The 15,960-nt window shown below is 46.4% G+C and carries 11 protein-coding genes; 9 read left to right on the forward strand and 2 right to left on the reverse strand.

What is annotated here, in order from left to right; genetic code table 11:
• Positions 1-360 precede the first annotated feature (360 nt).
• The 9 genes from J2I47_RS16740 to J2I47_RS16780 all read left to right on the forward strand — a co-directional run bounded on the left by J2I47_RS16740 (position 361) and on the right by J2I47_RS16780 (position 13,368).
• Positions 361-1,689: a site-specific integrase gene (locus J2I47_RS16740; RefSeq protein ID WP_207365734.1), complete on the forward strand. Its 1,329-nt coding sequence runs from the start codon at positions 361-363 to the stop codon at positions 1,687-1,689.
• 13 nt (positions 1,690-1,702) lie between these two features.
• Positions 1,703-3,487 carry a hypothetical protein gene (locus J2I47_RS16745; protein ID WP_207365735.1) on the forward strand — a complete coding sequence of 595 codons (1,785 nt, stop codon included), beginning with the start codon at positions 1,703-1,705 and terminating at the stop codon, positions 3,485-3,487.
• 85 nt (positions 3,488-3,572) lie between these two features.
• Positions 3,573-3,980: a helix-turn-helix domain-containing protein gene (locus J2I47_RS16750; RefSeq protein ID WP_207365736.1), complete on the forward strand. Its 408-nt coding sequence runs from the start codon at positions 3,573-3,575 to the stop codon at positions 3,978-3,980.
• 163 nt (positions 3,981-4,143) lie between these two features.
• Entirely contained in the window at positions 4,144-5,613 is a 1,470-nt protein-coding gene (locus tag J2I47_RS16755) for a DUF3987 domain-containing protein (RefSeq protein ID WP_207365737.1), read from the forward strand.
• A gap of 23 nt (positions 5,614-5,636) precedes the next feature.
• Complete coding sequence (locus J2I47_RS16760) at positions 5,637-6,728, forward strand: BT4734/BF3469 family protein (protein WP_207365738.1); 1,092 nt, start codon at positions 5,637-5,639, stop codon at positions 6,726-6,728.
• A gap of 87 nt (positions 6,729-6,815) precedes the next feature.
• Positions 6,816-7,430, forward strand: coding sequence for a hypothetical protein (locus J2I47_RS16765; protein WP_207365739.1), 615 nt, complete (start codon positions 6,816-6,818; stop codon positions 7,428-7,430).
• 157 nt (positions 7,431-7,587) lie between these two features.
• On the forward strand, positions 7,588-9,174 hold the full coding sequence (locus tag J2I47_RS16770) for a type I restriction-modification system subunit M (RefSeq protein WP_207365740.1): 1,587 nt from the start codon (positions 7,588-7,590) through the stop codon (positions 9,172-9,174).
• A 2-nt stretch (positions 9,175-9,176) separates the two neighbouring features.
• Entirely contained in the window at positions 9,177-10,418 is a 1,242-nt protein-coding gene (locus tag J2I47_RS16775; RefSeq protein ID WP_207365741.1) for a restriction endonuclease subunit S, read from the forward strand.
• A 64-nt stretch (positions 10,419-10,482) separates the two neighbouring features.
• The gene (locus tag J2I47_RS16780; RefSeq protein WP_207365742.1) at positions 10,483-13,368 is read left to right on the forward strand and encodes a type I restriction endonuclease subunit R; all 2,886 of its coding nucleotides are present in this window, start codon (positions 10,483-10,485) and stop codon (positions 13,366-13,368) included.
• A 348-nt stretch (positions 13,369-13,716) separates the two neighbouring features.
• Here the strand turns inward: J2I47_RS16780 and J2I47_RS16785 are convergent, their stop codons facing one another.
• Both J2I47_RS16785 and J2I47_RS16790 read right to left on the reverse strand, forming a co-directional pair.
• Positions 13,717-13,932 (reverse strand): hypothetical protein, encoded by a 216-nt coding sequence (locus tag J2I47_RS16785; RefSeq protein ID WP_207365743.1) that lies wholly within the window; start codon positions 13,930-13,932, stop codon positions 13,717-13,719.
• Positions 13,933-13,988: 56 nt separating this feature from the next.
• Positions 13,989-15,302 (reverse strand): hypothetical protein, encoded by a 1,314-nt coding sequence (locus tag J2I47_RS16790; RefSeq protein ID WP_207365744.1) that lies wholly within the window; start codon positions 15,300-15,302, stop codon positions 13,989-13,991.
• Positions 15,303-15,960 lie beyond the last annotated feature (658 nt).

The following is a 15,960-nucleotide window of genomic DNA, read 5'->3' on the forward strand; positions in this document are numbered from 1 at the left end:
CTTTATACTGAGTCAAACTTCACCTCTGCACACGTAAGCCAAATTAGGCAGAGGTTAAGGTTCGGTGAACAATGAATTAAAACGCGATTCCGCTATTGAATTTGAGTAAACCGGTAACAAAAAAGCCAGCTAGGGATCACCTAACTGGCTGATAATCAATGAGCGGGAAATGGGTCTCGAACCCACGGCCTGCAGCTTGGGAAGCTTAATTCTGACGTTTTGAATGGTTTGTAATAGCCCAGTAATATGTCTGTAAATCAGTAGTTTATAGTAAAATAATTTCTGTTGGTTTGTGTTAGTTTTGGTTAGTGTGTTAGCTTTGTGTTAGTAAACGTGTTAGTTAAACACACCGCAAAACGCATGGCACAGACTACTGAACACAAGGAAAGTACGGCAACCGTCCGCATTGTCTACCGCACCTACGACACCCTTAAAGATGGGTCACACCCTTTCTTTGTCTGCATTACCAAGAACCGTCAGCGCAAGTACGTAGCTACCGGCCTTACCCTGCATCCGCACTACTGGAACGAGAAAACCCAAACGTTCCGTAAGAACGTGCCACCAGCGCAACGTAAGGCGTTAGAAACCGCTTTCGGCAAATGGATTGAGAAATATAGCGGAGCCGCTGAGGCCCTAGCTGATGCCGATGAGCAGCACGACGTAAAGACCGTAGTGGCCAAAGTCAGTGAGCAACGGGGAAACCTCCGCAAGTTTAAGCTACTGTCCTTCTTCGATGAGTTGATAAGCCAATTCGACCAGACCGGCAATGTAGGCAACCGCAAGGTTTACCGCGATGTACGGAACAATCTGCAGCGGTTTGTGGGGGAAGGTCAAGACGTACCATTTGAAGCCGTGACGGTGAAGTTTTGCAACGATTGGGAGCGCAAGATGAGAAGTGAGGGACTGACCGAAATAACGCTATCAGTGAAGTTCCGCACGTTACGGGCCGTACTGAATAAAGCTATTGCCAACAAATACGCTAAAGCCGATAGTTACCCATTTGCCCGAAACACCGCCGAAACGGGTAAGTTCTCAGTGGGCAAGTTTAATGTAAAGACTACCAAGCGGGCTATCAGTAAAGCTGACATTCGGAAGATTGAAACGTTCCAGCCGGAACCGTATGAAGGGCCATACGCCAGCCTGAGAGACACTAGCGACCGGCAACTGTTAGCCAAAGACCTGTTTCTGTTTTCGTACTACTGTGGAGGCATTAACTTCGTGGATATGGCCGCGCTGACGTGGGGTAATGTCGTTACGGACCTTCACGGCCACCAGCGGCTGACCTACACCCGCCAGAAAACGGGGGGGAAGTTCGCCGTTCGGCTGATGCCCGCCGCCCTAGCTATTCTGGAACGTTACAGGCAGGACGGTAAACCTCTTCCATCGGCTTATATATTCCCAATCCTGAACAGCACACTGCATAAAACAGCGATGCAAAAGCACAACCGCTGCAGCAAGATCATGAGCCAGGTCAACGCCGATTTAAAGACCATCGGTAAGGCTGTTGAGATTGACACGCTGCTAACTACCTATGTAGCCCGGCACAGCTTCGCTACCTCGCTACGTATGGCAGGGCAAGACGTGGCCGTAATTAGCCAGGCTATGGGCCACGCTGACGAAGCTACTACCCGTATTTACCTGCAAGAGTTAGGTACTGAACTGATTGACGCCGCTTACGAAAACCTGTAACCTCAACTAGTCAATGGAGATGTTTATCACTAATACATTTTTGAGTACCAAAGACTGGGAGGCAATATGTCAGCCCGTAATCGAAGAACATGCCTTAGCTGACTTCTTGTCGGTTAATGCACCGGACATTGTACATGAAAACGCCTTTTTTCGTGACGCTGAAGGTAACCCCGTCGAACCTGTTTCTGTCAACTTTTGCGAGGATGGAACAATTACGGATCAAGACGGGATGCCGCTAAAAGGCATTCCCTACACATTGTCGAATCAAAAACGATTGGCCATTAAGGACGATCCAACAGATTTCTTTGAGATCTTTCAGCGGGAGTTACAAAGCCGAGGACTAATAGATAAAGTATTTACCCATGGCCTTTTTAAAATTGAACTCACAAAAGAAATAAACAGGCTTATAGAACTCCATAAAAGCAGAGCAACATACCAACGGATTAATATTGAAGTCTTAGCTTTAGCCGTTTCTTTTTTAGAGTACCTGAGCCAACCAAGCACAGCACCACCGGGCCGCAATGAGCCTGATCAAGCTATTAGACCTGCCCCAGCAACGAAACAGGTACGTCCAATTTCTCAGCCATCAACGAACGAAGTTTCTGAAAAAGTAGACTCGAATACGCACGGCTTTGAAACCGCGTTCATCAACCAGCTTGCCCAAGAATCTATGACACCTGAAAAGCCTGCTAGCTATCCGGTATACGATGACCAGCGGCTGCAAACTGACTACAAGTATAGATATGATAAGGTTGATGAGTTAGTAGCCTATATGGCCACGATTGAGCCTTACACGGAGCGGGTACTATACTTCATGCGGGTATCGCAGGACATGGGATTAGAGTTGAGTATGTTCAACAGGGGGGGGCGTAAACTAGCTGAGCGCAAGAGCGAGTATAACGGCAATGCTTTTTTAGATGAGGCTGGCAATACTGTGCCCTACAAGATTTGGAGCCTGCCTTATAGGAACGATACGGAACATATTATTTCAAAGAAGCAGTGGTTTTTAGCCATTCGACATGAGCTATATCCTGCTTTTGAACGATGGGAAAATATACCGCTAGAACAGCGTAAAGCCGAATTTATGGCCGCCACATCGATTGTAAACCCGGCTGAAAAGGTTCACTTTCATTTAGCTCAAATCGAAGATGATATAAAGGAGCTACAGGAAGAGTACGATATTTTTCAAAAAGGGAAAACGGGAGAAGAGGCTTGGGAGCCTGATAAGATCAAGCGGCAACGCCTTAAAGCCTCAGCACTCATTGAACGTGAATTGGTGGGCGTTAATGCCATAAACTGGCTGGCTTTTCATCACTCAAAGTACCTGCAACTATTTGGCATTCTATGGGATATGGTCGCCTTCAAGCTATTCTTGTTGAGTCTGAGTCAACCTATAAATGATTCTACAAATAACGTACCTGAGTCTACAGCCACCGACAAGGACCGGGAAGCCACGAAAGACAAACAAAATAATATTCGGCTATTTTCTGATCTGTTAGCGGGCAGTTTCACAAAAAAAGAACTGGACAATTTATTGATCCACGTTCGTATGAAAGATCAACTTACTGGTAAGAATATATGGCCTCAAAAATACAAATCTGCTATATGGGGGATCATTGACGCTTTAGATGCCAAAAATCATTTAATTAAAACGACCAGAACAGAATTTGGAAAGAGTTTAGGAGATTATATAGGTCTGGGTAGTACTAGAGTAAAAGATGGTCATTCTACAATACAAGATGTTATAAAGAAAAAAGCATTATCCTATCTAAATCAGCCAGTTAACAGTAAGAAATAGTACAATAGGGAACAACAGAGAACGTGTTCCCTGTTGCGCTCAGCGTTGCTGGTTACTCCTACGAACCACAAAAAATCGTAGGAATATGAAGTCTGTTCTTATTCAACTTTCAGGCCAAGACCTTGAAACACTTATTTTTGATTGTGTCGATAGAGCAATCAAATTCAATTATTCTACCAACCCAACGAACTCCGATGCCGAGCCGTTCGGAACTTTCGGTTGGTTGCAGGGTGTTTGCGCTGGCATTCCTGCCAGTACGCTACGCATCAAATCAGCGGCAGGTGAAATACCGGGCGTGAAGAAATTCGGCAAGCGGGTATTGTATGACAAAGCCGAGGTGGTGAACTGGCTACGCAGCCAGAGCAAACCAGCAAAACCGGATGCCGCCGAACTTGAGCAAGTGGCCGAGCAACAGGTAAACGTCCGACTGGAAAAACGCCGGGATGCCACTCAGGCGAAACGCACCACCCGACCAACTACGGCCCGCCCATGAACACGCTAATCGACTCTCTGTTTGCGCTGGCAATCTTCGCCCTGTTCATGGCTGCAAACACCTGGCTTTGCCGACGCAACAGCCGCCGTTAATCCCCCTTATTTCTCGAACATAAAAACGGGCCGGTGCTACCAACACCGACCCGCTAACCCTTCTTTTTGCCATGCCTGAAGGACAAGACAAAAATACACCCCTGCTGCCTGAAACTCAACAACGCGGTTCGCGTATTGGCGATATGACAGATGAGGACTTAGCCGCAACGGCTAACCTCGACTTCACCACCGATCAACAAAACGGAGTGTCCCAAACGCGGGACATGGGACACACTAAAACAACCTGCTTTCCTGAAACCCTGTTTGGTAATCTCCCCCCGCTGCTACGTGCTGCCTGCAACGTGCTGACTACTCAGACTGAAAAGGAGGTGCTTTTAGTTGGGGCGTTGGGCGTGGTCAGCGGCATTCTGCCTAATGTGATTGGCCACTACGACGGGCGTTATATCGGGCCAAATCTTTATATATACATACTGGCCGGGTACGGCGTTGGCAAGGGTGGGTTAGAACACGCCCGGTACTTGGGTGCTCCTATCCATGCTGGTAAGCGGAGCGACTATGAACGGGCTGTTGAGGAATACGAGCAACAGAAGCAACAATACGAGCGAGACAAAAAAGACTTTGCCCGCGCCAAATCGACGTTGGCAGAGGCCCCGCGCCAACCAACCCCGCCCCCCAACCTGATGCTTTATGTTCCTGCTAATTCATCGAAGACAGGGCTATATCAGGTGTTGCACGAAAACGAGGGGCGGTTAATCATTTTTGAGACCGAAGGAGACACGCTTGCCGACACGCTCAAACAGGATTATGCCAACTTTTCTGACGGGTTACGCAAAGCGTTTCACCACGAATCAATTAGTTATTTCAGGCGTGGTAATGGTGGGGAGTATGTAGAGGTACAAAGCCCGTACCTGTCGTTGGTGCTTTCGTCAACGTTCGATCAATTAAAGACGCTCATACCAAATCCTGAAAATGGTTTATTCAGTCGCTTTCTGTTTTATGAACTTTCAGGTACGTCAACGTTCAAGAACGTATTTGACAAACGAAAGCGGGACTACGCGACCTATTTTGAAGAAGCGGGCCGCGAACTGAGCCGCCTGTATGACCATCTGAGCAAGCGAACGGAGCCGCTGTATTTTGATCTGACCAGCGATCAGCAAGAACGATTCCTTGCTCAGTTTCAAACCTGGAAGACACAGATTCGAGACGACGCCGGGGCTGAACTCGAAGGGACAGTAAACCGGCTGGCTGTTATCTGCTTTCGCGTGGCCATGCTGTACACTGTACTGCGGGTTTGGCATCGCGGAACCCTACCCGAAACGGTCATAGAATGCGAAGACGTGGATTTTGACAACGCACTACTTACTGTCGATACGTTACGGATTCATGCGCTCAGTGTGTGGTCACGCTTACCCCGCAAAGCCGACGTAAACGAAGCAGAAGAGGCGGACGCTACCAAGCTTGAGCAGAAACGACGGTGCCGGGAGTTGCACAGCTTGGGTTTATCCGTTCGGGAAATCGCTAAGCAGGTGTTGGGTTCAGAATCTAAGAAATCGACCGTTTACCGATGGATACATTGCTAGCGCCCCTTGTCCCTGTCCTAGAAATGGGACGGGACATTTTAGGACACCACCACCCGACGCTGTTAGACGTACCTATCAGCTATTTCCATAGTGCCTATGCCAATGTACCCAGCCAGACCACCACGTTACGCCGGATGGTGGGCACGAGGTATTATAAACAGCAGATTGAAGCCATACGCAACCAGGCAGACCCCGCCGAACAATCGAAGCGCAAGAAGCAGTTACCCGCCTTTACGCTGGCACTATTATACCACCGCCGAGAGAGGGCTTCGATTTCGGCACAGGTAAACCAACAATGGCCCATGCTGATGGGTGATATAGACGCGAAGGACAACCCAGAACTAGACATGGCCCTAGTAAAGCGGGATCTTGCCCGCTTGCCCTATGTGTTACTTTGTGCTCAGTCAGTACGCGGTGGGTTATGGTTTGTGGTTCGACTACCTGACCACCAAACCCCCGCTACGCTGCAAGCTCATTTCGGGTACGTGAAAAAGTTGTTTGCTGACCTATTCGGAATCGTCTTAGATCGGAGCAAAGGAGGCAACCCCACTCACTTACGTTATGTATCATATGACCCTGCCCCGTACCTTAACGAAGCCGCTACTGAACTGACCGGAACGTACACGGAAAAAGTGACCTTTCTCAAATCATCCTCTAATCAAACGCCTCGATATACCAGACCCAATACCCAGGCATTGAGCCGCCCAAATTTGTTGAAACGTGTAGCAAGTTTAGCTGAGCAAGCCGCTGAGGGCGAACGACACGATAAACTATTAAAGGCGGCAAAGCTGGCCGGTGGGTACGTGGCTACGGGGAATCTACACGAACAAGATGCCATCGATGCCCTCGAAACGGTAGCGAGTGAATGGGACAATTTTACCAAGTCACAACGTACCATCCGCGACGGTATCCGGTATGGTCTGCAAGCTCCTATCGAACCCACTACAGATGGTTCTACACAGTCAAGTTATCCGGTTTTACCCGGTTCCTACGTACCCAGCCAACCCGAAACGACAACACCTAAAGGCCCGCTGATTGTAAAAACGTTGGCCGATTGGGCCGCGAACCCTGGTTCGATATTGCGTCCTGATGAAGATCAGCTTGAGCGATTGTAACTTAACGACAATAGTCAATTATCAACTCTCCAACTTACCTACACAATGGGACGACGTAGCACAGGTGCATGGACAACAGGGGAATCTATGCGAATTGAACTTAGCTATTTACTCAAGCACCAATTTTTTGTACGGGGGAAGGATGTAGCCCGTTCGTTGAGCTGGAACCGCAATGGCAAACCAAGCGGTGATATCTACGTCGTCAGTCATTGGTCAAAAAAGGATACCCCGACGCTCAACTTGATGTACAAAACTACTGACCGCGAAACGGGTGAGGTGGAACAACGAAATGACACGATTTACCTGGAGAGCGTACCGAGCAATTTAGGAAAGGGAGAGGTCTTATACTTCTTGTGCCCTGAAAGCGGCCAACGTTGCCGGATATTGTATAGGGCTTATGACAGTCGTATCTGGAAGAGCCGCGAGGCCTACAAGAACCGACTGTACTACACCGGTCAAAAGTGTTCTAAACTTGACCTCTTCAATACCCGCTATTGGGAGTTAGACGATGTAATAAAAAAGATACATAAGGAACGGGTAGTCGAAACGTACCGGGGGCGAATTACCAGGCGTTTTGCCCGTTTGCAGGAGTTAGAATTTAAGAAAAAGTGCGCTGATCATATGCGTTGGTCGCCAGCAGGTATGACTTTACGTATAAGGCGGGCCATTTTTGACGAAAACGGGAACGTAAAGCCTTGTTAATGAGTGCACTAAATTGCTTATGTGTCATTCGCCCTAAGGATTTAGGTTATTTTTTAGCGCTTGACCGCTCATTATCGCTAGTAAGAGTTGTGAAAGAACCAGAAAGAATGTACATTTTTGTAGTTCACATAGCCTTAAGTACCCCCATTACGTACCCATGTCAATTGATCAAAAACGTCTCTTAGAACAATCGCTCTGGAACATTGCCAACGCCCTACGGGGCAAGATGGATGCCGACGATTTCCGAGACTATATCTTGGGTTTCATCTTCTACAAGTATCTGTCTGAGAAGATGGAGCTATACGCCAATGAGTTATTGGCCACCGATGAAATTACCTATACTGCCCTTAACGAAGCCGATGCCGACCACGCCGAACTGTTGGCAGCGGTGAAAGAAGAGGCCGTTGACCAATTGGGGTTCTTTCTAAAGCCCAATGAGCTATTCAAAGAGATCGTTAAAAAGGGACAGTCGAAAGCCGAAGGGCAATCAGACGATAACAAATCTAACTTCATCTTAGGCGACCTGGCTACCATCCTCAACAACATCGAACAAAGCACGATGGGCAGCGAGAGCGAAGAGGATTTTAACCGGCTCTTTGAAGACCTTGATCTAACCTCAAGCAAGCTAGGGCGTACCGAATCGGCAAAGAACGCGCTGATTGTGAAAGTACTGGAACACCTTAACGCGATAGACTTTGACCTAAGCAACGCCGAATCAGACATATTAGGCGATGCTTACGAATACCTGATTGGTCAGTTTGCCAGCGGGGCCGGTAAAAAGGCCGGTGAGTTCTATACGCCGCAACAGGTATCTAAAATCCTAGCTAAGCTTGTTACGACCGGCAAAACGAAGCTACGTTCTGTATATGACCCTACGTGCGGTTCGGGTTCATTGCTACTGCGGGTAGCCAAAGAAGTGAAGGAGGTATCGAACTTCTACGGGCAAGAGTTGAATCGCACGACCTACAACCTTGCCCGTATGAATATGATCTTGCACGACGTGCATTATCGAAAGTTCGACATACGGCAGGACGACACGTTGGAGCACCCGCAACACATCGACAAGCGATTTGAAGCCATTGTGGCGAACCCGCCGTTTTCGACACAATGGAGTGCAAGTCCACTACACTTATCTGACGACAGGTTTAGCCAGTATGGCCGTTTAGCACCCGCCTCAAAGGCTGATTTTGCTTTTGTGCAACACATGATACATCACTTAGCCGAGAATGGACAAATGGCCGTTGTGGTAGCTCATGGCGTACTGTTCCGGGGCGGTGCTGAGGGCCACATACGCGAACACCTGATAGCGGATAAAAACTATCTAGACGCGGTAATTGGCTTACCCGCTAACATCTTCTACGGTACAAGCATACCCACGGCCATACTGGTATTTAAGAAATGCCGCGAACAGCCGAACGACATTTTGTTTGTTGATGCCAGTGCTCACTTTCAGAAAGGCAAGAATCAGAACTACTTACGTGATACTGACATTGATAAGATTATCGACACATATCGGGGCCGATTGGTGGAAGATAAATACAGTTACCGCGCCACAGTGGATGCCGTAAAGGCCAACGAATACAACCTCAATATTCAGCGCTACGTCGATACGTTCGCTGAGGAAGCAGCTATTGACCTTGACAGCCTAGCCAATCAGTTGCAGGCCCTTGACAGCGACATAGCTACTACCGATGCTACCATAGCCGATTTTTGCCGCCAACTGAATATCTCAACGCCGTTCTGAAGATGACCACCGCCGTAGAAACCAACATACCTGTATTGCGCTTTCCTGAATTTTCAGGAGAATGGGTTTGCGAGAAATTAGGCAACGTATCTTCCTGGAAATCAGGCGGCACACCGTCAAAAGAAAATGCAACATACTGGAATGGTGATATTCCCTGGATTAGTGCTTCAAGTATGAGAGGTACAAAATATCATAATTCTGAAATAAAACTAACAAAAGAGGGATTAGAGAATGGTTCAAGATTAGCTAAGAAAGGCTCCTTCTTAATTTTAGTAAGAGGAAGTATGTTATTCAAAACTATTCCCATTGGTATCGCTACTCGTGACGTTGCGTTTAATCAAGATGTGAAAGCGGTAGAAATTGATGAGAGTATTTCAAAGAAATATGCTTTATATTGGTTCTTAGCTTCTGAGCACAAAATATTATCGCTTGTTGTTGGTACTGGAATTGGAGCGGGCAAATTAGAGCTAGATGATTTAAAAAATTTGCAAATTACCTTACCTACATTCACCGAACAGCAAAAAATTGCTTCGTTCCTTACTGCTATTGATGATAAGATTGAACTACTGACGAAGAAGAAACGCTTGTTGGAGCAATACAAGCAAGGCGTTATGCAACAGCTATTTAGCCAGAAATTACGCTTTAAAGATGCCAACGGCGAGACGTACCCAGATTGGGAGGAAAAGCAGTTGGGGGACGTATTCCAGCGATTAGTACGTAAAAACAGCGAGAACAATTTAAATGTATTGACTATTTCTGCTCAATATGGACTTATCAGCCAAACTGACTTTTTTAATAAGTCGGTAGCGTCAGAAGATTTGACGGGGTACTATCTTCTACATAAAGGTGATTTTGCTTATAATAAAAGCACGTCCAATGGGTATCCCGTTGGGGCTATAAAACGTCTAACAGCTTATAAAAAAGGTGTTGTCTCAACGTTGTATATCTGCTTTAGCATTAAGGAGGATTATTTAGCAGATTATTTTGACCAATATTTTGATGCTGGTTTTCTCAATCAAGAAATACAAAAAATAGCCCAAGAGGGTGCGAGAAGTCACGGCTTACTTAACGTTAGTGTTACTGAGTTTTTCAGAGATGTATCAATGATTGTTCCGTCAGAGCAAGAACAGCAAAAGATAGCTAAGTTCCTCACCAACATTGATGACAAAATCAACGCCGTAAATCAGCAAATTGAAGGCGTAAAAACGTATAAGAAAGGGCTGTTGCAACGGTTGTTTGTATAGCCAACGTAACGAGCCTCAACGTACCTATACCACAAAGCCGCCCGGCAGATCGGGTACTATCCACATGGCCACACAATCAGAAGCCGCGTTAGAAGAAAACCTGATTAACCAATTGGTTGGGCTTGGGTATAAGTCTGTTACGATCCGCGACGAAAAAGACCTTGTAGCCAATCTAAAAGCGCAGCTTGAAGCCCACAACACCGCGCAGCTAGGCGGTATTCCGCTTACCGCTGCTGAATTTGCTCAGGTGCTCAATTATCTCAACAAAGGCGGTGTCTTTGAGCGGGCCAAACTCCTACGCGACAGGTTCCAGCTTACCCGCACCGATGGGAGTAGCGTGTACATAGAATTTATCAATCAGGAAGCGTGGTGCCAAAATCAGTATCAGGTAACAAACCAGATCACCAACGAAGGCAGCTATAAGAATCGCTACGACGTAACGATATTGATTAATGGCTTGCCCCTGGTGCAAATCGAATTGAAACGCCGGGGCCTAGAACTCAAAGAAGCCTTCAACCAGACCAACCGCTATCAGCGTCATTCATATTCGGCTGGGTACGGGCTGTTTCAGTACGTGCAACTGTTTGTGATTACCAACGGCGTGAACACGAAGTATTACGCCAACAACCGCAAACAGTCGTTCAAGCAGACGTTCTATTGGTCAGACCGCGATAACAGGCCCATCAAACAGTTAGAAGCCTTTGCCGGGGTATTCCTGGAGCCGTGCCACCTCTCCAAGATGATTACGAAGTACATCGTATTGCCCACTACTGAGATCCTGATGGTATTGCGGCCATACCAGTATTACGCCGTTGAGGCCATTACGGAGCAGGTGAAGATGACCAATAAAAACGGCTATATCTGGCATACCACCGGCAGCGGCAAAACGCTTACCTCGTTCAAAGCCAGTCAGCTACTTACCGCCTTGCCGCAGGTGCATAAGGTCGTGTTCGTAGTAGATCGCAAAGACCTCGACTATCAGACCCAACGGGAGTTTGACCAGTTCGCCAAAGGCTCAGTCGATACCACCGATAATACCGCTACGTTGGTCGCTCAATTTACCGACGATACGAAGATTATAGTTACTACCATTCAGAAGCTAAATACGGCGATTAGTAAGGGTAGGCACCTAACCAAGATGGATGCCCTGAAAGACAAACGGATTGTCTTCATTTTCGATGAGTGCCACCGTAGCCAGTTTGGCGAAACGCATAAGCGTATTAAGGGCTATTTCAGCAATAGTCAGCTATTCGGGTTTACGGGTACGCCCATCTTTGCCGACAACGCCGTAAAGAATGAGTTGGGCAAACGAACTACCAAAGAGCTATTCGAGGAATGTTTGCATAAGTATGTGATCACCGATGCCATTCGGGATGAGAACGTTTTACGGTTTTCCGTTGAGTACGTGGGCCGATACCGGCACAAAGACGACAACCGTACCGAACTTGATATAAACGTTGAAGCCATCGACACCAAAGAGTTGATGGAGTCAGAAGACCGGTTAGATAAGATCGTCGATTACATCATAGCCAACCATAGCCGCAAAACCCACAGCAAAGAGTTTTCGGCTATGCTCTGCGTTAGCAGCGTCGATATGCTGACGCGCTACTATGAGGCGTTCAAGCGCAAGAAAGAAGCAGGACAGCACAGCTTGCGTATTGCTACTATCTTCTCTTACGGAACCAACGAAGACGATAAAGACGCTAACGGGCTAATTGCAGACCCCGACATAACCCCCGCCGAGGGAGCCGCGATCAACCAGCACAGCCGCGATAACTTAGAAGAATACATAGGCGATTATAACGCGATGTATGGCACCAAGTACAGCACTAAAGACAGCCAATCGTTCTACAACTATTACAAGGACATTGCCAAACGGCTGAAAGAGCGCGAGAAAGAAGGCTTTGACGACAAAGACCGGGTTGATATTCTGTTGGTCGTAAATATGTTCCTGACAGGCTTCGACGCGAAGAAGCTAAACACGCTTTACGTTGATAAGAACTTACGGTATCATGGCCTGTTGCAAGCCTTTTCCCGCACGAACCGGATACTGAACGAACAGAAGTCACAAGGCAACATTGTTTGTTTCAGGAACCTCAAAACGGCCACTGATGAGGCCATTACGCTGTTCTCCAATAAAGAGGCCATCGAAGAAATTATCATGCAGCCGTTTGAAGACTACGTTGATAAATTCGACAAAGCCTATGAACGGTTGATAGCCATTGCCCCGACCCTCGACAGTGTAGACGAACTACCCAGCGAAGACGAAGAGTTAGAGTTCGTGAAGGCGTTCCGCGACCTTATCCGGCTCAAAAACATTCTGTCGTGCTTCAACGGCTTTAGCTTTGATAGTCTGTCGATGGATGAACAGACCTTTGAGGACTACAAAAGCAAATACTTAGACTTATACGACAAGGTTAAACCGGGGGCGGGCAAAGAGAAAGAATCCATCTTAGCCGATGTCGATTTTGAGCTTGAGTTAATTCAACGCGATGAAATAAACGTAGCCTACATTCTTCGCTTACTGGCCTCTATAGTATCGGCACGACCTGAAGAACGCGAGAAGAAAAAGCAGGAAGTTCAAAAGGTGTTGGCCAGTGAGGTACAACTACGCAGCAAGCGCGAATTGATCGAGAAGTTCATAGCTGAAAACCTACCGCACATTGATACGGCTGAGGCCGTGCCCCGTTCGTTTGATGAGTTTATAGCCGCCGAAAAGAGCAAGGCACTAGATCAACTCTCGGAAGAAGAGAAGCTAGATAAGCCAGGCCTAGAAAGGTTAATAGGCGATTACCTGTTCACGGAGCGTACCCCAATGAACGATGACATTGTAGGCATCCTACGCGAACGACCCAAGCTACTTGCCCGCAAATCCATTGCCGAGCGGATCAAAGAGAAGATTGTTGAGTTCGTTGAGACGTATATTCACGACATACCCGTTGGCGAGTAAGTGAGTATCTTTAGGTATCGTTTATATGCCGTGTTCTCTAATAATTTAGGCTTCATGCACCTGTATAAAGTTACCGACAGGCAGTAGTGAGCCTTAAGTTCTCAGTGCTTATTATGTATCTACCATGTTATGTGGGTCTCGTCGGTAGTATATCAAATACAACATTCTGTTAGCGCTACATATATGAACAAAAAACCTTCCGTCCTCAATAAGATCAAAGAAGTCTGTTCACGATTGCACGTTCGACTAGGTTGTGACTACTTGAGCAAGATAGAATTTCCACTTAAAGGGCAAGAAAAAGCCCCGACCGGGAGGGGCGGGGCTCAATGTTTATGATCATTGCAGAGGCTAAACTTCAAGTTTCAATCGACTGAACTCGTCCTCAACTGCTTTAGCCATTCGCTTCTCAATGATGACCGATGCTTGTTCAGGTGTTCTAGTGCTATATATCTCCTTATCGTCCACTCTGCGTGTGGGCATAAAAAAAGTGCATTCCTTCAAGTTGTCAATCAAGGGTGCGCAATCGGTGCCCGCGTGGTTGGGATTATAGAAGAACGTGTTCATGATCAGATAAGTTTATGTGACAACAAGGTTTGGATACAAAAGGTTTCGCTAACAGATTATTCCCTAAAATGGTTACGCAAGAAGTGGGGATTTAGATTGGGATCAAAGTAAAATTTTCGCTTTATCCATATGAAGCCATCCCCTTTTGATATAACGGCTACGTCTACCGGTTTACTTACCGTCTCTTGGGCAAAAGTCATCCTTCTCTTCAAATAAGTCAAATAAATAAGGCTTTCGGCTAATTCCGCTAAATCCTCTTTTGAGAAAAGTCGCACAGAATCTAATGTTCTACGGGTTGAAAAATTGGCTTGATACGCTCCAATGTTCTGACCTAACGTTTGCGTAAGCTGCTCTATATTGAAGCCGTTTCGGAGGTGTTGAGCCAGCGTAGGGTTAGCCGAGTCGATCAAATTAGCCACTTGCTGGTTATGTTGGTTAAGTATTTGTCTGACTTGTCTAGCTAGTTCTATGTTAAAATCGGGTGATAACCCTGATATTATAGTGTCAATAACGTCTGCCTGTGCAAACGGTATGATTGCAGCGTGATTTGAATCGCTGATACTGTTATCGGAGTGGAGTTTCCAGCGTAACCTACCTTTTATTACTTCTCCAATCTCTACGCAATGGCACTGTGGGTATAACTGAGCATTTCCGTAGCCTACAAAAACCAAGCCAGCCGGTACGGAATGTTCAAAGCTAGAGGATATTAAGTAGTGAAATAAGTAAGACTCGATTAGATCAGTTGCTTCTTGATCTATCCAACCCATCAATGCAATGTTATGAGTATTTACTACATGATGGAAAACTCCAGAAGATTTCACTTCTGATAAAAAGTCGGCTTGAGTCAACTGACTGTAGTCTCCATCGTGAGGTGGGAAAGTGGCCAAATTTGCTGTAGTAGCCCTAAGTTGCTCTTTAAAACGGTTCTTTAACGAATCCGTCTGTGTCTGTGCAGGAAGGGCAAAAAAGGCTTGTGGGTTTGGCTCAATAACCAGATTCTGGATTAGGTTCGCGAAACTATCCAAAATTGACTTCACGGTTATTGCAACCTTGTTATCAAAGCCAATTGGAGTTGAAAAGTATGAGTTTGTTTGAAGATAACTCAGGAAGTCTTCTCGGTATTCAGTTATTGTATCAAATCCATCCTTTCCTAATTGATTGCGATATTCTTTAATAACAACTTCCCAAGGAGTGAACATCAAGCTGCCAGAACCATATATAGCTAAACCGACAGGGTGGTATTTTGAAAGCTGAAAAATCTTATTGGCATTATTAAATATCTTCTCATTAGACTGACTTGTCGCCGTTACTGCACTGTCGGCAGCAATCGCCACTGCACTCATATTTAGAATCCCTACAACTGCTGTCATATAATTGGAAAGCTATATGTTGAATTTGTTTACAGTACTATAAGCCAACAAGTGGACAAGTTATACTTACCCCGGCAAATAATTTGCTATCTTCCACTAATGCGCCTTTATTAATAGACTTTGCCAGTCTACATAAGTCCGCCTGAAAGCAACTTTGGCCCCTGTATGACCATATGCTGAATACCAAAATGAGTAAGAGAAATTGCTATTATGCCTAAGAACGCAACATACCCACCCATCTTTGAGCAAGCGGCCATTCTGGAACTAAAGACTCTGGTTGGTTGGGGCTGTCTGTCGCAGTACCGCCAATGCCGTAGTAAAATGATATGGCGATGCCGAGGCGAGATCACGGCTCAAGTTGGATTCCTCCTCTACAACTCACCCGACGAAACCTATTTGCAACTAGAATACAACTACGAACAACAGTACCGGACGTACCGCATACCTGTCGAAACAGTACCTAGCAACTTAGGTAAAGGCGTTGTGCGGTATTTCCGCTGCTTACATACGGGCTTGCTTTGCCGAAAGCTCTATTTACATGATGGCTATTTTGTTCATAGGAAAGGCGTACCGGGGGCTGTTACGAAATGCAAGTCCAGTCGAAAACCAGCCAGCTCTATTGCTCTTACTTCAAGCAAGATCAAATCGAAGAAGAGCT

Source organism: Fibrella rubiginis (assembly GCF_017353185.1).
GTDB classification, from domain to species: Bacteria; Bacteroidota; Bacteroidia; order Cytophagales; family Spirosomataceae; genus Fibrella; species Fibrella rubiginis.